This is a genomic window from Mesorhizobium sp. B2-8-1 (genome assembly GCF_006440955.1).
Lineage (GTDB): Bacteria > Pseudomonadota > Alphaproteobacteria > Rhizobiales > Rhizobiaceae > Mesorhizobium.
The window spans coordinates 186,862-205,587 of sequence record NZ_VFTX01000003.1; the positions used below are offsets into that span (position 1 = coordinate 186,862).

Consider the following 18,726-nt stretch of genomic DNA (forward strand, 5'->3'; position numbering starts at 1 on the left):
CGGAGCGACTGGATGGCAAACGGGGACAAGAGAATCGTCATTGCCGGCGCCGGCAGCATCGGCTGCTATGCCGGCGGCTGCCTGGCGCTCGCCGGGCGCCAGGTGATTCTGCTTGCCCGGCCGCGCATCGAGGCGGCTCTGCGGCAAGGCGGATTGCGGGTCAGCGACCTTGAGGGCCGCGACCGGGGCCTCGAGCGGCAAGCGCTTGCCGTCACCACAGATCCAGCCGCCGCCTTGCCGCAGGCGGACGTGATCCTGGTCACCGTCAAGAGCGGCGCGACGCGGGAGATGGCTGCGCTCATCGCCGCACATGCCCCGCCGGACGCCGTGGTGGTGAGCCTGCAGAACGGCATCGACAATGCCGACAGGCTGCGCGCCGGTGTCGACGGGCGAACAGTGCTGGCGGGCATGGTGCCGTTCAATGTCGTGCAATCGGCCGACGGCGAATTGCCGCTTCGTGTCCACCGCGCCAGCGACGGCAAGGTCATGATCGAGGACAGCGATGCCGGTCTGATCAGCCTTCTCGGCGTCGAAGGGTTCCGGGTTGAAGTCCATGCCGACATGAAAGCCGTGCTGTGGGGCAAGCTTTTGATGAATTTGAACAATGCGCTGGTGGCGCTTTCGGGCCTGCCGCTGGCGAGCGAGCTTGCCGACCGGCGCTGGCGGCTGATCCTGGCAAGACAGATCGACGAGGCGCTCCAGGCCATGAAGGCGTCGGGCATCGAGCCGGCGCGGATCGCCGGCTTGCGGCCGGCGCTGTTGCCGATAGTGCTCCGCCTCCCCGATTGGCTATTCAGGCTGCTGGCGCGGCGGATGCTGGCCATCGACCCGGAGGCGCGTTCCTCCATGTGGGACGATCTGCAGCGCGGCCGGCCGACGGAGATCGGCGATTTGCAAGGCGCCGTTCTTCGCCTGGCGCAAGAAGCGGGCACGCCGGCGCCGACGGTCCGACGAATCATCGCCCTGGTGCGTGAAGCGGAAGCGGCCGGCCGCGGATCGCCCGGTTTCGGCGCGGATCAGGTCGCCGCGCCTGAAGCGCGTCGCGTCTGAATGAATTCAGGCGACGCGGATCAGGCCTTCATTTTCATGCATACCGTCAGTAGCGCATCGCGATGATGGGCGCTCAGGGTTCGGCCGGTGCATTGGTGCGCTTGCCATAGCGGTTGGGTCCGGGCTTGCCCGGAAACAGGCAAAGCACGACGAAGGCGACGATCGAGACGACCGGCACGAACAGGATCAACGCCGCGATGCCGGGCTTGTCGAGGTCGTGCAGCCGCTTCACCGCCAGTGCGATGTTCGACCACAGCGAGGCGACGAAGGCGATGAAGAAGACGAACGACCACATGTTGCTCTCGGGCGAGCCTTCCGGCACCAGCGTGAAACGATAGAGCGGGAAGGCCTGGATGATGGCCACGAGCAGCCCACCAAGAAAATAGGCCGCGCGGCTGACGCGGCCCGATGTCTTGAAGAAAAGCCAAGTAAGGTTGGATCTGTCAGGCAAGCGGGTCCCGTCCATATTGATTGACACCCTGGGCGCCTTCGAGAACGCTGAGACCGATCAGCGTCCACCAGCCCGACTTGTCGCGGTCGTGCCAGCGTTTTCCATAGAGAGCAATCGCGAAATAGATCGACGCCAGCGCGACGAGCATGCCGATGATGCCGATCCTGCCGCCGCCTGCGGTCGTGAAGCGCGTGCCGAGAATCGCATCGAGAATGAAGGCAACAATACCGATGACGATGAATATATCGATGCCGGCCCAGAACTTGGCGTGATCGATGCGGCCGTCGAAGCTCGTCAGCAGACATCTCCAGTCCATGCCACCCTCCATGTTGAACCGGCGCGACCGATCGTCGCGCCGGCGGAAGGTGCGCCCGCTTTCCAAAAAGATCAATCGCGCAGCAATTCGTTGATCGAGGTCTTGGACCGGGTCCTGGCATCGACCCGCTTGACGATGACCGCGCAATAGAGGCTTGGGCCCGGCTCATTGTTCGGAAACGGCTTGCCCGGCAGCGAACCGGCTACGACGACGGAATTCGGCGGCACTTCGCCGTAGAAGATCTCGCCGGTGGCGCGGTCGACGATCTTGGTCGACTGGCCAATGAAGACGCCCATGCCGAGCACAGAGCCCTCGCGCACGATGCAGCCTTCGACCACTTCCGAGCGCGCGCCGATGAAGCAATTGTCCTCGATGATGGTGGGACCGGCCTGCATCGGCTCCAGCACGCCGCCGATGCCGACGCCGCCCGACAGGTGCACATTCTTGCCGATCTGGGCGCAGGAGCCCACCGAAGCCCAGGTATCGACCATGGTGCCCGAATCGACATAGGCGCCGACATTGACGAAGGACGGCATCAGCACGGCGCCCGGCGCGACATAGGCCGAGCGGCGCACGATCGACGATGGCACGGCGCGGAAACCGGCCTTCTCGAAATCGACGGCGCTCCAGCCGTCGAACTTCGACGGCACCTTGTCCCACCACACGGCCTGGCCGGGACCGCCCTTGATGATCTCCATCGGGTTCAGCCGGAAGGACAAAAGGACGGCTTTCTTCAGCCATTGGTTGACATGCCACTGGCCATCGGCCTGGCGCTCGGCAACGCGGGCGGTGCCGCGGTCGAGCAGATCGAGCGCCGACTGGATGGCGTCGCGTGTCTCGCCTCTGGTCGCCGTCGAAATCGCGTCACGTTCCTCGAAGGCCTTGTCGATGGTCTTTTCGAGGCTCGCCAGATCCGGCTTCGACATGAATTCGCTCCATTACCAGGCTGTTAAGGGACTGAGCCTTAACCTGTTTTGAAAATCGCGCGGACCCTATGTGAAGGCAGAGTAGGGGTCAATCGCGACTGCGCCATGGGACGGCGCAAGTGAATGAAATGGACGGACCTGACATCATGACACCCATGGAAAAGGCGGGCTGGACGCCGCTGCCGCATTCGGACGAGGATCTGGAGCGGGCCAGGAGCGTGCCGGACACGCCGCAGACGCGCGCCGAGACCTACCGCCTGGCGTGGAACGATCCCGACTTCATGACGCGGCGCGAATTGCGCGCGGTCAGGCTGCAGCTCGAACTCCTGAAGCCGGAGATGATCCTGGCCGAGCGCGGTATCCGCTCGACCGTGGTCCTGTTCGGGGGCGCGCGGCTGCCGGAACCCGGCGGCGAGGCCTGGGCGGCCAAAAACGAGACGCAGAAGAAGAACCTTGAGGAAAACAGCAAATATTACGAGGAAGCGCGCAAATTCGCCCGCCTCTGCTCGCAGCAATCGGCCAGTTCATACTACCGCGAATATGTCGTGGTGACCGGCGGCGGGCCCGGCGTGATGGAAGCGGGCAATCGCGGCGCCGACGATGTCGGCGCGCCCTCTATCGGCCTTAACATCGTTCTGCCGCACGAGCAGGCGCCCAATGCCTATGTGACGCCGGAACTCTGTTTCAACTTCCACTATTTCGCCATCCGCAAGATGCATTTCGTCATGCGCGCGAAGGCCGTCGCGGTGTTTCCCGGCGGCTTCGGCACGATGGACGAATTCTTCGAGACGCTGACGCTGATCCAGACCGGGCGCATGGAGCGCGTGCCGGTGATCCTGTTCGGCAAATCCTTCTGGAAACGGGCGATCGATCTCGACTTCCTCGCCGAGCAAGGTACGATCAGTCCCGGCGACCAGGACATCATCGATTTCGTCGACACCGCCGACGAGGCCTGGGGCATCGTCAGCCGGTTCTATAAGTTAGGGGAATAATGAGTAGTGAGTAGTGAGTAGTGAGTAGTGAGTAGTGAGTAGTGAGTAGTGAGTGAGAGAATAAGCCGCTTGCAGCCTCTACTCGCCGATCAATTTCCATTACTCACTACTCACTACTCACTACTGTCTTATCCCCACAACTATCTCCGTCAGAAACCCGGCCAAATCGTCGGTGACGAAGTCGACATCATCTTCCTGCGCCGGATCGCGCTCCCAGATTTCGGAGAATGTCGGCTCGAAATTGCGCGGCACCACCAGGACCGTCGTCATGCCCAGTGACTTCGGCACGGACAGGTTGCGCGCGAGATCCTCGAACATCACCGCATTGTGGCCGGTGACGGCGTGAAGTTCGGCGAATTTCTCGTAGGTCTGGCGCGCAGGCTTGGGGTTGAGCCCGGCAGCGACGATATCGAAGATGTCGTCGAAATGATCAAGGATGCCAAGCTGGCGCGCAGTGCGCTCGGCATGCCTGCGGTCGCCGTTGGTGAAGATGAACTTGCGGCCGGGAAGCTGGCGAATGGCGGTGCCGAGGACGGGATCCGGCACCAGCCAGGAATAGTCGATGTCGTGGACCTTCTCGAGGAAATCGTCGGGGTCTATGCCATGGCGCGTCATCAACCCGTTCAGCGTCGTGCCATATTCCCGATAAAGTTCTTTCTGCAGCTTGCGCGCGTCCTCGCGCGGCAGCGACAGCAGTTCCCCGACATAGGCGGTCATCTTGACGTCGATCTGCGAGAACAGATTCGAATGATGCGGATAGAGCGTGTTGTCCAGGTCGAACACCCAGTCGGTGACATGGGCGAAGCGAGCGGGGTCGGGGTGTGTAGCCATGCGCCCCTTATGGCACGAAACGGACGATCTTGAAGGGGCTTTATCCACAACTTCTACGCGCCGAAAGTGGCAGAACAGTCTCACCGTTCAAATTTTAGGCATCCTGGAAAGGTGGCCTTCAGGGCTTGCTGGCACAGAGGCGGTCCAGTGGGAGCCAGCGATGAGCAGTATAATTCTGAAGTCCGCCACCATTGCTTTCGTCTCCGTCGCGGTTTCGCTCCTTCTGACCCTGATCATCGTCCCCGCCATGGGATTCCCGGTCAACCGCATGATCTGGCTGACCTCGACATTGTGTCCGCTGGTTCTTGCATGGGCGGCCTGCGCAAGCACGTTCTGGCACAGCGACAGGCTGAAGTCGGCGCATCGCGACCTTGCCCGCACCCATGCCCAGCTTGCCGCAGCACATCGCCGGCTGGCGGAAAAGGCCAGCCGCGACGACATGACGGGCATGCTCAACCGGGAAAGCTTCTTTGCCGTGCTCAACGGATCCCGGCACAAGCCCGATCGCGGCGCCTTGCTGATCATCGATGCCGACCATTTCAAGATGATCAATGACAGCTTCGGCCATCTGACCGGCGACGACGCGCTGCTCCTGATCGCCAGCGCGATCAAGCGCGGGGTGCGGGACGGCGACGTCCTCGGCCGCATCGGCGGCGAGGAGTTCGGCGCATTGCTGGTCGGAGCCACGGAACGGGAAGCCAAGCGCGTCGCCGAGCACATCCGCCGCGAGGTCGAGCTGATCCGCTTCCGGCCCGTGGACGAGCGGACCATTCCGCTGACCGTCAGCATCGGCGGAACCCTCTGCGACGAAAGCGCCAGCGTGTCGGAGCTGATGCGGGCCGCCGACCGGCGCCTCTACCAGGCCAAACATCGGGGACGCAACCTGGTGATCCTCGACACCGACATCTCCGAGGCGGCCTGAACGGGCTGATCCAGCATATCGGCTTGTTAAGAAGTCTCTAACCCTGTTTGCACTCGGCTGCGCATTGTTCCGGCTTGCAACCAGTTTTGGCACGCTTCTGGCTTCGATGATGAAGCATGTGCCGTTCAGGGAACATGCCTGGATGTTCAGGGAACATGCCTGGATAGAGACCCCGTCGAGAGACCTGTCATGAGTTTCCTTATCAAGAAGATATCCCGCCGAATGATCATGCAGACGCTGATCGCGGTGCCTGCCCTGTCGCTGTTCCGCAAATTGCCCGATGCGGGTTCTTCCGAAGCCGCCCCCGATGAGATCGTCGAGGTCAATGGCTGGATCCTGAAGCGGAGCGACCTGGCATGATCTTCGACAGTTATGAGGCGTTTCGCGCCGCGAATTTCACGCCCAGGGTCTGCGTTCTCGGCTCCGGCCCGGCCGGCACCACGATCGCCAGAAAGCTCGGCGCCGCCGGCATACCGGTCGTGGTGCTGGAGGCCGGCGGCAGGGAGTTCAGCGACACCTCGCAGGATTTCTACCGCGGCACCACGGTCGGCGATCTCTATTTCGATCTCGATATCACCCGGCTGCGGTTCATGGGCGGCAGCTCGAACCACTGGGCCGGCTGGTGCCGCGTGCTCGACAAACAGGATTTCGAGCCGAAGGCGTGGGTGCCGGACACGGGCTGGCCGATCCGGCGCAGCGACATCGAACCCTATCTGCGCGAAGTGCGCGAAATCCTGGAACTGCCGGATTTCCGGCCGGACGCGCCGATCTCGGACGACATCCGCTGGGTGCAGCTGATCAAGAGCGGTGCGGTGCGCTTCGCTGAAAAATACGCCGACGAGCTCGACAAGAGCAGGAACATCGCTGTCGTGCTCAACACCTGCGCCGCCGAGCTTGCCGGCGACGGCAGACGCGTGACCGGCGCCAGGCTGTGGTCGCAGGGGCAGGATGCCGGCTTCTTTAGCGCCGATTATTTTATCGTCAGTACCGGGGGGCTGGAGAATTCGCGGCTGCTTTTATGGTCGAACCAGCGCTCCAATGGCGGCGTCGTGCCGAACGCGACGGCACTTGGCCGCTACTGGATGGAACACCCGACCTTCCAGGGCGGCAACGCCATCCTGTCCGACTATGGCGCATTCGAGGTCGATGCGGTGAACGAGGCCTTCTTCTCGCCGATGCCGGCCGCGATGGAGCGGCTGCGGATCATGAATTTCGGCATCAGGCTGATCGAGACGCCCTATCCCGGCGTCAAGGACCTGATCGCGAATCTCGCCTGTACGGCGCCCAACATGGCGGAGTGGCTATCGGGCAAACTCAACCAGAACCTGCGCTGCGCGGCCCAGCTCTATGTCGCCTGGGAGCAGGCGCCGCTGGCCTCGAACCAGGTCGAGCTGTCGAAGACCGTGGTCGACCACGCCGGCGTGCCGCGCATCGAGCTGCACTGGAAGAAATCGGACCTGGAACGCCGCACGCTGCTCGAAGGGCTGAGGCTTTTCGGGACGACGCTAGCCCAGAAGAACCTGGGCCGGGTGCGTATAGCCGACTGGATTTCGAATGGCGGCGACTACCCGACGGACGAGGAGACGGCCGGCCACCACCACATGGGAGGCACGCGCATGGGCACCGATGTCGCCACAAGCGTCGTGGATGCCAACTGCAAGGTGCACGGCATGGACAATCTCTATGTCGGCGGCTCCTCGGTGTTCTGCACCTCGGGCCAATGCAACCCGACGACGACGATCACGGCGTTGGCCTGCCGGCTCGGCGAGCATCTCGGCAAGGTGGTAGCCGCCTGAGGGTTCCGCAGTCCCCACTAAATCATCTCATCCCGACAAAGCCGCGTCACATAATGGCGCGGCCGCCGGAGCGGCTTAAAAGCCGTGGAGATGCGCACCGGCACGGCGGCGACGCAGCTTTCCTGGAATTGTCCTACGCCCGCCGCTCCGACCGGCCAAAACGCCGTTCGAGATAGGCCTGGCCGAACTCCAGCGTGATCGACAGGATCCAGTAGATCATCGAGGCGGTGATCAGCATCTCGATATGGCGGAACTCCGTCTGGCCCATGGTGCGGGCGAGATACATGATCTCCCAGACGCCGACGACCGACACCAGGGACGAGTCCTTCAGCATGGCGATGAACTGGTTGCCGGTCGGCGGGATGATGACGCGCATGGCCTGCGGCAGGATGACCAGCGCCATGGTCTGGCCGGGGCTCAGTCCAAGCGCAGTGGCGCCTTCGCTCTGTCCGCGCGGAATGCTTTCGATGCCGGCGCGGAAGATCTCGGTCATGTAGGCGCCATAACACAGCGACAACGCCAGAATGCCGGCCGGCACCGCGCCGATCACGTAACCGACCTGCGGCAGGCCGAGATAGATGATGTAGATCTGCATCAGCAAAGGAAGGCCGCGGAACAACGAGGTGTAGAAAGTGGCCAGCCCGTACACAATGCCGTTTCCGGTCAGTTTGGCGATGGCGCCGACAAGTGCGATGGCTGTCGCGATCAGGATCGAGATCGCCGAAATGTAGAGCGTGGTGGTGACGCCCTGGGTGATCAGGAAGCCGATCTTCCTGGCGATGAAGGCAAGCGACAGGTCGAAGGAATAGAAGAACAGCATCAGGAGCACGAACAGTTCGATCCAGACGCCGACGATCTGCTGCCGCCGGGGCAAAAGCAGCAGCAGCTTGCAATTCACCAGCACAATGAGCGCGATCAGCACTGCGGAAAGCGCGCGCGACAGGGCAGGGTTGGCCTGCAGCCAGCCGGATGCAACTGGAATCACCGAGCCGATCCAGCTTGACTTGATGCCCATCGCGTAAAGGCCGGCGGCCAACAGCGCCAGCACGAGCGCCCCCACTGCGCGGCGGGTGATCCCCGGATAGAAGAGCATCAGCCTGCCGATCATGCCGTCACCTTGTCTTTCGTGGCGGCATGACGTTCTCGCCACCAGTCCTGCGCCTGCAATTTCCAGTAGGTGAGCTGCGCGGCCGCCAGGCCGGCGGCGCCGCCGGCCCAGCTCAATCCGAATGGCGCGAACTGCCGGTACCGGTCCGAAACGCCCAGAATGCCTTCCGCAACGATTTTTCCGGCGATGGCCGTGGTGTTGAGACCATGGCCGCCGAAAGCCGTGCAATACCAGACGCCCGGCTGCAATTCGCCGATCTGGGGCATCAGGTGACGGGCATAGGACATCAATCCGGACCAGGCCAGTTCGGTCTTGAGGTCCGCAAGCTGCGGATAGGTACCGATCATCTCGCGGCGCAATTCGCGCGCCAGCGCGTAGGCAGAAGCGGCGCGCGTGGTGATGCGCCCGCCCCACAAAAGGCGATTGCCGCCATCGACCAGCCGATAATAGTCGCCGGCCCGTCGGTTGTCGCCGACCGCGTCCGTGGTCGCAACGGCTTGCGCGATCAGGCGCGGCGCCGGCTCGGAAACCATCACATAGGTCGCGATGGGCAGGAAGGCGCGGTGGAGCTGACTGAATACCGGGCCGGTGTAGCCGCCGGTAGCCAGCACGACGCGCGGTGCCCGAAGCGTGCCCTCTCGCGTGCGCAGCATCTTTTGCGGCCCCGACAGATCGCATTGCACGACTTCGGAGCTCTCATGGATGCTGCCGCCAAGCCGCTCGATCTCATCGGCCACGGAACGCAGATAATTAAGCGGATGGATGTGAAAGGCTTTCGGGTCGCGCAGGCCCTGGTAATAGCGAGCCGATTTCAGCACCGAACGGACGTCTTCTCTGCGCAGATATTGAAGCTGGTATCCGTGGTCGCGCGCCGTCTGGTCGGCATAGGCCTTGAGCGCGTCGCCATCGTCGTAGCGCAGGACGCTGACCAGCCCGTCGCGCGGCATGGCGGCCGATATGTCGAGCGCCTCGATGGTGTGACGCACGAATTCGACGCCCTCGATCGACAGCCGGTGCAGTTGCCGGGCGGCCTCCTTGCCGACACGCGCGGCAATGGTGTCGCCGCCGGTGGCGAAGCCAGGCGTCACGAAGCCGCCATTGCGGCCGGAGGCGCCGAAACCGACGACGTGGGCCTCCAGCACAGCGACGCGCAGCCCGGAGCGCGACAGCTGCAACGCCGTGGTCAGGCCGGCCAGTCCTCCGCCGACGACGGCCACGTCACAGTGCGCCTCGCCGCGGAGCGGGGGCCTGATCTTCCGGTCGATCATGGTGCGGGCGTAGTAGGTGTCCGGATAGGCCATCGGCGACTTTCAACTGCATCCCGCTCGTCAGGAAAAGCGCGTAGCGCTTTTCCCTGGGGAATTGCGCAAGAACAAAGGTTTAGAGAGGGGTGGCGATTGTTTCAAACGCTGCACCGCTCCGGCATCTGACACGTGATGCCCGCCGGTCGCCGAGCGGCGGCCGGCGGGCAATCCAACGTCATTTGGCGCTGTAGTCCTTGCCGTACCATTTCGTGGTCAGCGCGGCGAGCGTGCCGTCCTTCTTCAGCTCGGCGATGATGCCCGAAACCTTTGCGGTCCACTCGGGATCGTTCTTCTCGGCGATGACCACGAGCGGTTCCCGGAAGGCATATTCCCCTTCGAGGATCTTCACGGGATAGCCGTTCTTGATGGCGTTCTGCGCCGTCTGCTCCGGCGCGATCACGGCATTCAGGCGAACGCCGTCGCCAAGCCGCAGGTCATCGAAGGGAAGCATGGAATCGGCGAAGGTGCGGATCTCGCCGGGCTCCAGCTTGTATTCGACGGGAGGCAGGCCGGGCGCGTCGATCTCAAGCTTGCGGCGGATGAAATCCTCCGAGGTGGTGGCCGTCTCGACGCCGATCACCTTGCCGTTAAGATCGGCGACCGACTTCGCGGTGCTGTCCTTGTGCACGACGTAGACATAGGGGCTGTAGTAATAGATGCCGACAAAATCGATCACCTTGGAACGGGCCTTGGTCGGCGTGACCGAGCCGACGCCGAGGTCGTAGCGCCCTTGCCAGCGGCCGCCGGTCAGGGTCGCCCAGTCGGGCGTCTCGAACGAGACCTCGACCCCCAGCCGTTTGCCGATCTCGCGCGAGACATCGATGTCGAAGCCGGCGAGCTCGTTGCTGTCATTGAGAAAGCTTTGCGGCGGCCAGGCGGCGTTGGTGGCGACGACCATCGCCTTCTTCGACGTGACGCGATCCAAAGTTTCTCCGGCCATGGCCGCCGTCGTGATCGCGAATGTCGCGACGGCAAGAATGGCGAAATCGAGCAGTTTCTTCAAAGTTATCCTCCCTTATGGATGCAGCTGAAATGACGGTACCTGCGTCGGGCACCAGTGGTTGTTTCGATCGGCCTCGTCCGCGACGTCTCCGCGGCGTACCGTGGCGTTCGGCTTGCGGATGCAAGTCCAACGCGGCTCGGTGTCGATTTGCGTCCATCGCAGCCGAAGCTGTTCCCCCTCATGGACTGGCGTTTGTGACAGTTGACACTCAGGTCGCGAAAAGCAGGGTTCCACCCGGCGAAATGCCGGATAATGGCAGCCATGCAGTCATTACGTGCCGTGAGGCGGCAAAATGCCGGATATTTGCGCCTTGCGCAGCCTGCACCGGCGGTTCCTGAGGATTGTCGCGGCGGTGGTTCAGCCGATAGGATCGCGCCGAGCGATTGGACGGGTTCCAGGGCGGATCGAAGGAGAGGATTGATTGTGGAATTGACCGAAAAAGATCGCCAGCTGCTCGCGCTGATGCAGAAGAACGCGCGTGAGCCGGTCGCATCACTGGCGCGTCAGCTCGGCGTATCCCGGACTGCCTTGCAGGAGCGCATACAAAAGCTCGAGGCGGGCGGGGTCATCGAAGGCTACGCGGTGCGGCTGACCAAGGAGGCGGCACAGAATTCCGTCCACTGTTTCACCTTCGCCGCCCTGAACAACAAGAGCTACCCGGACGTCTCCAGAAAGATCAAGGCTATGCCTTCGATCCAGGCGGTCTATGCCATAACCGGCGAGTGGGACCTGATCATCCATGTCGCGGCCGAGACGCTCGAGAAGCTGAACCGGGAAGTGAATGCGCTGAATGAAATCAGCGGCATCGTAAAAACCGCATCGCATGTGGTGATGGAGACGAAGTTCAATCGCAACATCTATGCCGCACTGTAGGAAGGGCGAGGTTTCGCTCGCCCCTGCCCACCCAAATCCGGCTACACAGTCGCCGGGTCGAGTGCGGGCTCGCCCATGCGGCGAGCGACGATCGCCCCGAAATCGGCGGTCTGGAATGTGTCGCGCAGCGCGTCGAAGGACGGCAGCACGAAATAGACGCGCTGGAACTTGTCGATTTCGTAGCCCGTGCGCATCACCGTTTCCAGGTCGAAAGACGCATGGTGCGCATCCTTGCTTTCGACCGCGAACTGCAACTCCGTGAAGGATGACATCAGGCCGGCGCCGAAGGCCTTCAGCGGCTGACCACTTTCCTGCATGAGGCCGTATTCGGCCGTGTACCAGTAGAGCCGGCTGATCATTTCGTCGCCGCCGAGCGCGATGATGTCGCCGGCCTTCTGGCCATACATCTGCATGAAGTCGGCGAAGACCGGCTGCGACAGCACCGGCACATGGCCGAAGAAATCATGGAACATGTCGGGTTCGACGATGTAGTCGAGCTCCTGCTGCGTCCGCAGCCAGTTGGTGACGGGGAAACGGCGGCTGGCGAGATGGTCGAAGAAGGGCGCGGCCGGGATGAGCCCTGGCACGGCGACGATCTCCCAGCCAGTCAGCTTGCGCAACTTGGCACTGACTTCGTCGAAGTCCGGGATGCGGTCGAGCAGGCCGAGCTTGTCGACGCCGTCGAGATAGGAATGGTGGGCGAGCTTGCGCGTCAGTTTCGTCTGGCGGTCGCACAGCGTGCGCCACACCGCCTGTTCCTCGGCGCTGTAGTCATAGCCTTGCGCCACGGTGAAATCGGCACGGCAGACCGAGTAGTCGCCGCGCAACCCTTGAGCCGCGCAGTCGCGGGCATATTCGGCAACGCTCATTGTCGTCATGGTTTTCTCCTCGCCAATCTTGAATTCCGGATGTGCCCGAAGTTAACCGGACTTGCGGAGGCAAATCGGTTTTGGTGATGGCCGGAATGAGGATTTTTGGATAACATCCACTCGGAATATGCCATAGCGGAGTGAAAATGCCTCAATTCGACGATTTCGAGATCAAGATGCTCGATATCCTCCAGCGCGACGGACGCAAGCCGGTCTCCGAACTGGCGCAGGAGATCGGCCTGTCGACGACACCTTGCGCGCGGCGCTTCGAGGCGCTGCAGGAGGCCGGCATCATCAAGGGCTTTGCCGCCGTGCTCAGCCGCCGTGCCGTCGGCCTGACGGTCGAGGTGTTCATCCAGGTGCGGCTGGTCAGCCACAGCGACGGTTCGCCCGAGAGTTTCATCGCCGCGGTCCAACGCATGGACGAGGTATCATCCTGCTGGACGATGACCGGCGACCACGACTTCCTGCTGCATGTCATGGTGCCGTCGGTCGACGAACTCAACGCCTTCGTCATGCACCGGCTGATGCGGCTCGACGGTGTGCGCGACGTCCACACGCAGCTCGTGCTGCAGAACATCAAGGGACCCGGCCACGTGCCGCTCGGACATCTGCGGCGGTGATGGCGCCGGCCAGCATGGGCGGATCACCCATGAAGAGGTCCCGCCATGAAACTCGTTCTCCATGCGCTGGTATACGGAGATGGACGGCGGCTCTGGTCCGCGAGTCTGGGGATTTCTGACGCGCGATGGCCGGATGAAAGATGGCCGATTTCCGGAGCGCGCCACAGACGCGGAAGAGCAATCGATGGTTCGAACGGACGGCATGGAAACCTGCCGTGCTCGCGGCCATGCATTCGCACCGCGCCTGACTTTTTAACGCTGGCCGTTATCAGGCTGCGCGCTACTTCCTGGAAGCAGAGGTGTCCGGCAGGAGGAAGAGATGCAGCTTGTCACCCATAAAAAGACGAAAGAGGGCCGGCTGATGCCTTGGGGAAAAGGCACCGTCGTCAGCGGCGCCAGGGGCTATGTCTTTCTCGCCGGCAATACGGGCACGGCCGAAAATTACGACCCGTCGACGGGCAAAGGTGGCGCCGTCGGGGACGCGGCGACGCAATGGCGCTCCATTTTGACGACCATCAAATCGGACCTGGAGGAGCTTGGCAGCTCGCTCGAGCATCTCGTCAAGATCACCCAATATATCAAAGGACCATTTCCGGACGGCGGCGTTCTGAGTTCCCCCAATTTCCGGCTGGACGTCATGGACGAATTCTTCGCCGCGCACTGCCCGAAGCACTGCAGCTACAACAATCCGCCGCCCTCGGAGGTAATCGGGGTTGCCGCACTTGCGCATCCCGATCTCGTCATCGAGATCGTGGCGGTCGCCGCTCTGCCGGATTAGCGCCGGGCGCGACAGCCCACAAATATCAGGGCACGATCAGCGTGCCGGCGCCGTGCTCGGTGAACAGTTCAAGCAGCACCGAATGCGGCGTCTTGCCGTTGAGGATGACGACGCCTTCGACGCCGCGCTCGATCGCCTCGATGCAGGTCTCGACCTTCGGGATCATGCCGCCCGACACCGTGCCGTCCTTGATCAGCGCCTTGGCCTCGGCGACCGTCAGCTCGTCGATCAGCTTCTTGTCCTTGTCGAGCACGCCCGGCACATCGGTGAGGAACAGAAGACGCGAGGCCTTGCAGGCGCCGGCGATGGCGCCGGCAAAGGTATCGGCATTGATGTTGTAGGTGTGACCATCGCGGCCGGGCGCCACAGGTGCCAGCACCGGGATCATCTCGGAGCGCGCCAGAAGGTCGAGCAGCGTGCGGTCGACCTCGACCGGCTCGCCGACGAAGCCGAGATCGAGCACGCGCTCGATGTTGGAGTCCGGGTCGATCATGGTCTTGCGCGCCTTTTCGGCGAACACCATGTTGCCGTCCTTGCCGCACAGGCCGATCGCCCATTCGCCCTCGGCGTTGATGAGCGCGACGATCTCCTTGTTGATAGAGCCCGCCAGCACCATCTCGACGATCTCGACCGTCTTCTGGTCGGTGACGCGCAGGCCGCCCTCGAATTTGGATTCAATGCCCATCTTGTTGAGCATGGCGCCGATCTGCGGCCCGCCGCCATGGACGACGATCGGGTTGACGCCGGACTGTTTCAACAGCGCGATGTCGCGCGCGAAGGCTTTGCCGAGTTCGCTGTCGCCCATGGCGTGGCCGCCATATTTCACCACCACCGTCTTGTTCTCGTAGCGCTGCATGTAGGGCAGCGCCCGCGACAGCAGGGCGGCCTGCATTTCGGCGGTGGCGGCGATGTCCGTCATCGGCGTGGTTCCCTGGCTTTTGATTTCATGCCTGTCGTTGCCCCAAAACCGCTGCGCATTTTTGGCGACATGCATCAGGTAAAGACGGCGGCGTCTTAGCGGGAATTGACGCGGGCCGCAAACGGCTTTGCTGTCATATTCGGGCGGCTCACGACCTCGTCATCACTTAAGGCACCATAAGCGGCGCCCTGCGGCCAAGCCAACCGGAGATCTTCTCCATCTGCGCGGCCAGGGACAAAAGCGTCTCCTCGTCACCGGGGCGGCCCGCGGCCTGGACGCCGAGCGGCAGGCCGGCTTCGGTGACGTAAACAGGGAGCGCGATGGAAGGCTGGCCGCTGACATTCTGGATCGCCGGCCAGTGAGTGAACCACAGGCTCTTGTCCATCAACTGGCCGAACAGCGGTTCGATCCTGAGCAGCGCCGTGAGGCGAAGCTTGTCGAGCATATTCTCGATGAGCTCGTCGGCACCCTTCGGGTCCATCGCGCCGCAAGCGAGCGGCGGGTGGGCGATAACAGGCATCAGCACGGCGTCGTAACGCGCCGTCTCCGCAATCAGTTGCCGCGAGGCGGCATGCAGCCGCTGCAAGCCGGCATAGGTCTCGCCGGCCGAGACCATTTCGCCCAGTCGGCCGAGCACCCGCGTCGCGCGCTCGATGTCGCCGGTGACGGTGCGGCCGACGCGCACCGCCTCGGCCCGCAACATGCCTGCGACAGCCGAGGCAACCGTTCTGCAGAAATCGGCGAAGAAGTCGCGACCGATGGAGGGCAAATCGATTTCCTCGACGCTGTGGCCGCCCTCGCGGGCGAGCGCCACCGCGGTATCGAGCGCTTTCAGCGTCTCGGCCGAAATCGGCAGGCCAAGCGGAGAGTTCCGGTACATTGCGAGCTTGAGCTTGCCGGGATCGCGGGCGGCAGCCGCGGCGAACGCACCCTTCGGCGGCGGCGCGACATAGGGTGCGAGCGGGTCGGGGCCATGGGTGAGGTCAAGCAGCAGGGCGCAATCGCGCACCGAGCGGGTGACGGCATGGTCGACCACCATGCCGTACCAGCTTTCGCTCACCAATGGCGACAGCGGGACGCGGCCGCGCGAGGTCTTGAGACCGACCAGCCCGGTGCAGGCAGAAGGCACGCGGATCGAGCCGCCGCCATCTGAGGCATGCGCCACCGGCACGACGCCGGCGGCGACCAGTGCCGCAGCGCCGCCGGACGAGCCGCCGCTGGTGTGGCCGGTGTTCCAGGGATTGCGGGTGATGCCGAAGGCTTTTGATTCGGTCATCAGCCGCAGCCCGTGTTCGGGCGATGTCGAGGTGACGATGGGTGTCAGTCCGGCGGCGAGATAGCGTTCGGTCAGCACCGAACTGACCTCGGGCATCCAGGCGGGGATGCGGCTGCCGCCATGCGACGGCACGCCCTTGATGGCGATGCCGAGATCCTTGATGGCGAAGGGCACGCCGGCCAGCGGTAGGGAACGATCGATGCCCTTCGCCCGGCTGCGCGCCGCATCGTAGAGTGTCTCGGCCGTGGCATTGATTTCAGGCCGGCTGGCCTCGGCGCGCGCGATCGCCGCGTCGACCAGTTCGACCGGCGAAACCTCGCCCTTGCGCACCAACGTGGCAAGGCCGGTGGCGTCTTCTTCCCACAGCACTCGTTCGACCGACATGCGCGCTCCCCCGATCCAGGCAAGGTAACCAGCGGCCAATCCGTTGGCAATCGAGCGATGGAACGAGTGCGGCGCGGTGCGGAAAGCTTTGGGTGTACGGAAATTTGCGCCGTTGCAAATACATCGCAATCCCCTAATTTGCCGACATGACGCCACAGGAGATCAGCAATCTGATTGTCCGGACTTCGATGAAGGACCGGGCTTCGTTCGATCTGTTGTACCGGCAGACCAGCGCGAAACTTTTCGGTGTTTGCCTTCGTGTATTGAAGGACCGGGGAGATGCCGAAGAGGCGCTTCAGGAGGTCTTCGTCAAGATATGGACGAAGGCGGACCGTTTCGCCGTCTCGGATCTAAGCCCGATTTCCTGGCTGGTGGCCATCGCGCGCAACCATGCGATCGATCGTATCAGGGCGCGGCGGGAACCTGCCGCCTATATCGATGCCGCGCTCGATGTGGCCGATCCGGCGCCGGGACCGGAGGCCATGACCGTGGCAGGTGGCGAGTCCGAGCGCATCTACCATTGTCTCGAGGAATTGGAGAAGGGCCGGGCAGCGGCTGTCCGGGGCGCCTATCTGAACGGCGAGAGCTATGCCGAACTGGCGGAGCGCCATGGCGTGCCGCTGAACACGATGCGAACCTGGCTGCGGCGCAGCCTGCTGAAGCTCAGAGAGTGTCTGGAAAGATGACGCTGGTAGACGACGACGGACCGGAACGTGGAGGCGACGACCTGTTCGCCGCCGAATATGTTCTTGGCGTCCTGACAGCGGAAGAACGCCAGATCGCGTCCCGCCGCATCGATGGCGACGCCGCATTCGCTCGGCTTGTCGATGCCTGGGAGGCCCATTTTTCGCCCTTGGCCGTCGCCTATCCCGGGACAGAACCTCCGATCAGGGTCAAGGAGGCGATCGATCGCCGGCTGTTCGCCTCGCAGCCTCGCGCCGGCCTATGGTCGAGCCTTGCCTTCTGGCGCGGCCTTGCCGCCGCCGCCATCGCGGCGCTGGCGATCTACATCGCCTTGCCTTTCATCAACCCGCCGCTCCAACAACCACAGCTTGTCGCCTCGCTGGCCGCCGAAGGCAGCGACGTCAGATACCTCGTCGTCTATGACGCGGCGCATCATGAAGTCGGCCTGTCGCACGTTTCCGGTGAGCGGGCCTCCGGCAAGGACTTCGAACTGTGGGTCATCGTGGGCAAGAACGCGCCGGTTTCGATGGGCGTCATCCCGGCCGGGAAGGCTGCGCATGTGACGGTTTCGCCGGCCGTGCAGCAGAAACTTGCGCAGGGCGCCGTGCTGGCGGTCAGCCTCGAGCCTTCAGGCGGTTCGCCGACCGGCCAGCCGACGGGACCGGTGGTCGCGGCAGGCGACCTGAAGGGCATCTGATGGCTCCCCGCCCGGACCGTCGCCTTACAAAATAGTGAAGTCTATTTTTGCATGGATAACCGCGGACCAAATTCCCGCAGTTGGATCAGCCTATCTACTGAAATCACCGGGCGTCATTCGGAATAAAAGAATTCTTTCATAGAAAGCGAAACTAAGTTTTGCATGGCCCGTATCTCCTCGCGTTCCCAATGATGGGGAAAACAACCCGAGGAGACTTACATCATGCGTAAACTCGCCACCCTTTTGCTCGCCGGTACGATCGGCCTCTCAGCGCTCGGCACCATCGCCTATGCCGCCAATCCGATGGTCGGGGGCGCACCCATGTACGCCAAGAAGAACATCATCGAGAACGCCGTCAATTCGAAGGACCACACGACGCTGGTCGCTGCCGTCAAGGCAGCGGGCCTGGTCGACACGCTGCAGGGTGCCGGGCCCTTCACCGTCTTCGCTCCCACCAACGAGGCCTTTGCAGCACTTCCGGCCGGCACGGTCGAAACGCTGCTCAAGCCCGAGAACAAGGACAACCTGACCAAGGTCCTTACGTGCCATGTGATCGCGGCGAAAGCGATGGCCGCCGACGTCGCCAAGATGGCCAAGGCCGATGGCGGCGCGCATGTGGTCAAGACCGCCGGCGGCTGCGAGCTGACGCTCAAGGCCGACAAGGGCAAGGTCACCGTCACGGACGAGAACGGCAATGTCGCCCATGTGACGATTGCCGACGTCAGGCAGTCCAATGGCGTCATCCACGTCATCGACAAGGTTCTTTTGCCGAAGATGTAACAAACGGCTCGCTGCCGGCGAACAGGCAGCAGGGCTCTCCTGCCGGTGCGCGGCTTCGTACACGCGTTGCGCCGGCAGGCGTCCGCTACGCACTGTGGCTCCATCCAGGAGGCTGGTGCGGGTAACGTTCGGCCCTCAACGGCT

General features: G+C 63.2%; 21 protein-coding genes. 11 read left to right on the forward strand and 10 right to left on the reverse strand.

Annotated elements, in window-relative coordinates; genetic code table 11:
* Positions 1 to 12: 12 nt before the first annotated feature.
* Complete coding sequence (locus FJ428_RS09280; RefSeq protein WP_140655286.1) at positions 13 to 1,050, forward strand: 2-dehydropantoate 2-reductase; 1,038 nt, start codon at positions 13 to 15, stop codon at positions 1,048 to 1,050.
* 73 nt (positions 1,051 to 1,123) lie between these two features.
* Here the strand turns inward: FJ428_RS09280 and FJ428_RS09285 are convergent, their stop codons facing one another.
* The 3 genes from FJ428_RS09285 to dapD form a co-directional block, all read right to left on the reverse strand.
* Positions 1,124 to 1,501, reverse strand: a complete 378-nt coding sequence (locus tag FJ428_RS09285; protein ID WP_224519055.1) for a DUF805 domain-containing protein — start codon at positions 1,499 to 1,501, stop codon at positions 1,124 to 1,126.
* Complete coding sequence (locus FJ428_RS09290; RefSeq protein ID WP_140559068.1) at positions 1,494 to 1,817, reverse strand: DUF805 domain-containing protein; 324 nt, start codon at positions 1,815 to 1,817, stop codon at positions 1,494 to 1,496. The genes FJ428_RS09285 and FJ428_RS09290 overlap by 8 nt, the downstream gene beginning before the upstream one ends.
* 71 nt (positions 1,818 to 1,888) lie before the next feature.
* Positions 1,889 to 2,743 carry a 2,3,4,5-tetrahydropyridine-2,6-dicarboxylate N-succinyltransferase gene (gene dapD / locus FJ428_RS09295; RefSeq protein WP_140491451.1) on the reverse strand — a complete coding sequence of 285 codons (855 nt, stop codon included), beginning with the start codon at positions 2,741 to 2,743 and terminating at the stop codon, positions 1,889 to 1,891.
* A gap of 146 nt (positions 2,744 to 2,889) precedes the next feature.
* Here dapD and FJ428_RS09300 point away from each other — a divergent pair, with 146 nt between their 5' ends.
* Entirely contained in the window at positions 2,890 to 3,735 is an 846-nt protein-coding gene (locus tag FJ428_RS09300; protein WP_140491453.1) for an LOG family protein, read from the forward strand.
* Positions 3,736 to 3,855: 120 nt separating this feature from the next.
* Here the strand turns inward: FJ428_RS09300 and FJ428_RS09305 are convergent, their stop codons facing one another.
* Positions 3,856 to 4,566 (reverse strand): pyrimidine 5'-nucleotidase, encoded by a 711-nt coding sequence (locus FJ428_RS09305; protein WP_140491455.1) that lies wholly within the window; start codon positions 4,564 to 4,566, stop codon positions 3,856 to 3,858.
* 160 nt (positions 4,567 to 4,726) lie between these two features.
* On the opposite strand from FJ428_RS09305, the gene FJ428_RS09310 reads away from it, so the two are divergent.
* The 3 genes from FJ428_RS09310 (at position 4,727) to FJ428_RS09315 (ending at position 7,284) form a co-directional block, all read left to right on the forward strand.
* Positions 4,727 to 5,488, forward strand: a complete 762-nt coding sequence (locus FJ428_RS09310; RefSeq protein WP_140491457.1) for a GGDEF domain-containing protein — start codon at positions 4,727 to 4,729, stop codon at positions 5,486 to 5,488.
* A 189-nt stretch (positions 5,489 to 5,677) separates the two neighbouring features.
* On the forward strand, positions 5,678 to 5,848 hold the full coding sequence (locus FJ428_RS30250) for a hypothetical protein (RefSeq protein ID WP_181165184.1): 171 nt from the start codon (positions 5,678 to 5,680) through the stop codon (positions 5,846 to 5,848).
* Positions 5,845 to 7,284 (forward strand): GMC family oxidoreductase, encoded by a 1,440-nt coding sequence (locus tag FJ428_RS09315; RefSeq protein ID WP_140762975.1) that lies wholly within the window; start codon positions 5,845 to 5,847, stop codon positions 7,282 to 7,284. The genes FJ428_RS30250 and FJ428_RS09315 overlap by 4 nt, the downstream gene beginning before the upstream one ends.
* Positions 7,285 to 7,417: 133 nt before the next feature.
* Here FJ428_RS09315 and FJ428_RS09320 read toward each other — a convergent pair whose 3' ends face one another.
* The 3 genes from FJ428_RS09320 to FJ428_RS09330 all read right to left on the reverse strand — a co-directional run bounded on the left by FJ428_RS09320 (position 7,418) and on the right by FJ428_RS09330 (position 10,636).
* Positions 7,418 to 8,392: an amino acid ABC transporter permease gene (locus FJ428_RS09320; RefSeq protein WP_140559070.1), complete on the reverse strand. Its 975-nt coding sequence runs from the start codon at positions 8,390 to 8,392 to the stop codon at positions 7,418 to 7,420.
* Positions 8,389 to 9,693 (reverse strand): FAD-binding oxidoreductase, encoded by a 1,305-nt coding sequence (locus FJ428_RS09325; RefSeq protein ID WP_140559071.1) that lies wholly within the window; start codon positions 9,691 to 9,693, stop codon positions 8,389 to 8,391. Before FJ428_RS09325 ends, FJ428_RS09320 begins: the two co-directional genes overlap by 4 nt.
* 178 nt (positions 9,694 to 9,871) lie before the next feature.
* Positions 9,872 to 10,636, reverse strand: coding sequence for a transporter substrate-binding domain-containing protein (locus tag FJ428_RS09330; protein WP_224519058.1), 765 nt, complete (start codon positions 10,634 to 10,636; stop codon positions 9,872 to 9,874).
* 315 nt (positions 10,637 to 10,951) lie between these two features.
* On the opposite strand from FJ428_RS09330, the gene FJ428_RS09335 reads away from it, so the two are divergent.
* Positions 10,952 to 11,572, forward strand: a complete 621-nt coding sequence (locus FJ428_RS09335) for an Lrp/AsnC family transcriptional regulator (protein WP_224519054.1) — start codon at positions 10,952 to 10,954, stop codon at positions 11,570 to 11,572.
* Between the two features lie 41 nt (positions 11,573 to 11,613).
* On the opposite strand, the gene phhA is transcribed toward FJ428_RS09335, so the two are convergent.
* The gene (gene phhA / locus FJ428_RS09340; protein ID WP_140655275.1) at positions 11,614 to 12,450 is read right to left on the reverse strand and encodes a phenylalanine 4-monooxygenase; all 837 of its coding nucleotides are present in this window, start codon (positions 12,448 to 12,450) and stop codon (positions 11,614 to 11,616) included.
* Positions 12,451 to 12,587: 137 nt separating this feature from the next.
* Here phhA and FJ428_RS09345 point away from each other — a divergent pair, with 137 nt between their 5' ends.
* Both FJ428_RS09345 and FJ428_RS09350 read left to right on the forward strand, forming a co-directional pair.
* The gene (locus FJ428_RS09345) at positions 12,588 to 13,064 is read left to right on the forward strand and encodes an Lrp/AsnC family transcriptional regulator (RefSeq protein ID WP_140491470.1); all 477 of its coding nucleotides are present in this window, start codon (positions 12,588 to 12,590) and stop codon (positions 13,062 to 13,064) included.
* A gap of 319 nt (positions 13,065 to 13,383) precedes the next feature.
* A complete protein-coding gene (locus tag FJ428_RS09350; protein ID WP_140524234.1) occupies positions 13,384 to 13,842 on the forward strand; it encodes a RidA family protein in 459 nt (152 codons plus the stop codon).
* Positions 13,843 to 13,867: 25 nt separating this feature from the next.
* On the opposite strand, the gene argB is transcribed toward FJ428_RS09350, so the two are convergent.
* Both argB and FJ428_RS09360 read right to left on the reverse strand, forming a co-directional pair.
* Positions 13,868 to 14,761: an acetylglutamate kinase gene (gene argB, locus FJ428_RS09355; RefSeq protein WP_140491474.1), complete on the reverse strand. Its 894-nt coding sequence runs from the start codon at positions 14,759 to 14,761 to the stop codon at positions 13,868 to 13,870.
* A 166-nt stretch (positions 14,762 to 14,927) separates the two neighbouring features.
* Positions 14,928 to 16,421, reverse strand: coding sequence for an amidase (locus FJ428_RS09360; protein ID WP_140524235.1), 1,494 nt, complete (start codon positions 16,419 to 16,421; stop codon positions 14,928 to 14,930).
* 146 nt (positions 16,422 to 16,567) lie between these two features.
* On the opposite strand from FJ428_RS09360, the gene FJ428_RS09365 reads away from it, so the two are divergent.
* The 3 genes from FJ428_RS09365 to FJ428_RS09375 all read left to right on the forward strand — a co-directional run bounded on the left by FJ428_RS09365 (position 16,568) and on the right by FJ428_RS09375 (position 18,582).
* Entirely contained in the window at positions 16,568 to 17,107 is a 540-nt protein-coding gene (locus FJ428_RS09365) for a sigma-70 family RNA polymerase sigma factor (protein WP_140491478.1), read from the forward strand.
* Positions 17,104 to 17,802 carry an anti-sigma factor gene (locus FJ428_RS09370; RefSeq protein ID WP_140514302.1) on the forward strand — a complete coding sequence of 233 codons (699 nt, stop codon included), beginning with the start codon at positions 17,104 to 17,106 and terminating at the stop codon, positions 17,800 to 17,802. The genes FJ428_RS09365 and FJ428_RS09370 overlap by 4 nt, the downstream gene beginning before the upstream one ends.
* 222 nt (positions 17,803 to 18,024) lie before the next feature.
* On the forward strand, positions 18,025 to 18,582 hold the full coding sequence (locus FJ428_RS09375; protein ID WP_140879326.1) for a fasciclin domain-containing protein: 558 nt from the start codon (positions 18,025 to 18,027) through the stop codon (positions 18,580 to 18,582).
* Positions 18,583 to 18,726 lie beyond the last annotated feature (144 nt).

Bases quoted from the DNA above. Each gene is read 5' to 3' on its own strand.
- FJ428_RS09280 (WP_140655286.1), top strand. From the start codon at position 13: ATGGCAAACGGGGACAAGAGAATCGTCATTGCCGGCGCCGGCAGCATC.
- FJ428_RS09290 (WP_140559068.1), bottom strand. From the start codon at position 1,817: ATGGACTGGAGATGTCTGCTGACGAGCTTCGACGGCCGCATCGATCAC.
- dapD (WP_140491451.1), bottom strand. From the start codon at position 2,743: ATGTCGAAGCCGGATCTGGCGAGCCTCGAAAAGACCATCGACAAGGCC.
- FJ428_RS09300 (WP_140491453.1), top strand. From the start codon at position 2,890: ATGACACCCATGGAAAAGGCGGGCTGGACGCCGCTGCCGCATTCGGAC.
- FJ428_RS09305 (WP_140491455.1), bottom strand. From the start codon at position 4,566: ATGGCTACACACCCCGACCCCGCTCGCTTCGCCCATGTCACCGACTGG.
- FJ428_RS09310 (WP_140491457.1), top strand. From the start codon at position 4,727: ATGAGCAGTATAATTCTGAAGTCCGCCACCATTGCTTTCGTCTCCGTC.
- FJ428_RS30250 (WP_181165184.1), top strand. From the start codon at position 5,678: ATGAGTTTCCTTATCAAGAAGATATCCCGCCGAATGATCATGCAGACG.
- FJ428_RS09315 (WP_140762975.1), top strand. From the start codon at position 5,845: ATGATCTTCGACAGTTATGAGGCGTTTCGCGCCGCGAATTTCACGCCC.
- FJ428_RS09320 (WP_140559070.1), bottom strand. From the start codon at position 8,392: ATGATCGGCAGGCTGATGCTCTTCTATCCGGGGATCACCCGCCGCGCA.
- FJ428_RS09325 (WP_140559071.1), bottom strand. From the start codon at position 9,693: ATGGCCTATCCGGACACCTACTACGCCCGCACCATGATCGACCGGAAG.
- FJ428_RS09330 (WP_224519058.1), bottom strand. From the start codon at position 10,636: ATGGCCGGAGAAACTTTGGATCGCGTCACGTCGAAGAAGGCGATGGTC.
- FJ428_RS09335 (WP_224519054.1), top strand. From the start codon at position 10,952: ATGGCAGCCATGCAGTCATTACGTGCCGTGAGGCGGCAAAATGCCGGA.
- phhA (WP_140655275.1), bottom strand. From the start codon at position 12,450: ATGACGACAATGAGCGTTGCCGAATATGCCCGCGACTGCGCGGCTCAA.
- FJ428_RS09345 (WP_140491470.1), top strand. From the start codon at position 12,588: ATGCCTCAATTCGACGATTTCGAGATCAAGATGCTCGATATCCTCCAG.
- FJ428_RS09350 (WP_140524234.1), top strand. From the start codon at position 13,384: ATGCAGCTTGTCACCCATAAAAAGACGAAAGAGGGCCGGCTGATGCCT.
- argB (WP_140491474.1), bottom strand. From the start codon at position 14,761: ATGACGGACATCGCCGCCACCGCCGAAATGCAGGCCGCCCTGCTGTCG.
- FJ428_RS09360 (WP_140524235.1), bottom strand. From the start codon at position 16,421: ATGTCGGTCGAACGAGTGCTGTGGGAAGAAGACGCCACCGGCCTTGCC.
- FJ428_RS09365 (WP_140491478.1), top strand. From the start codon at position 16,568: ATGACGCCACAGGAGATCAGCAATCTGATTGTCCGGACTTCGATGAAG.
- FJ428_RS09370 (WP_140514302.1), top strand. From the start codon at position 17,104: ATGACGCTGGTAGACGACGACGGACCGGAACGTGGAGGCGACGACCTG.
- FJ428_RS09375 (WP_140879326.1), top strand. From the start codon at position 18,025: ATGCGTAAACTCGCCACCCTTTTGCTCGCCGGTACGATCGGCCTCTCA.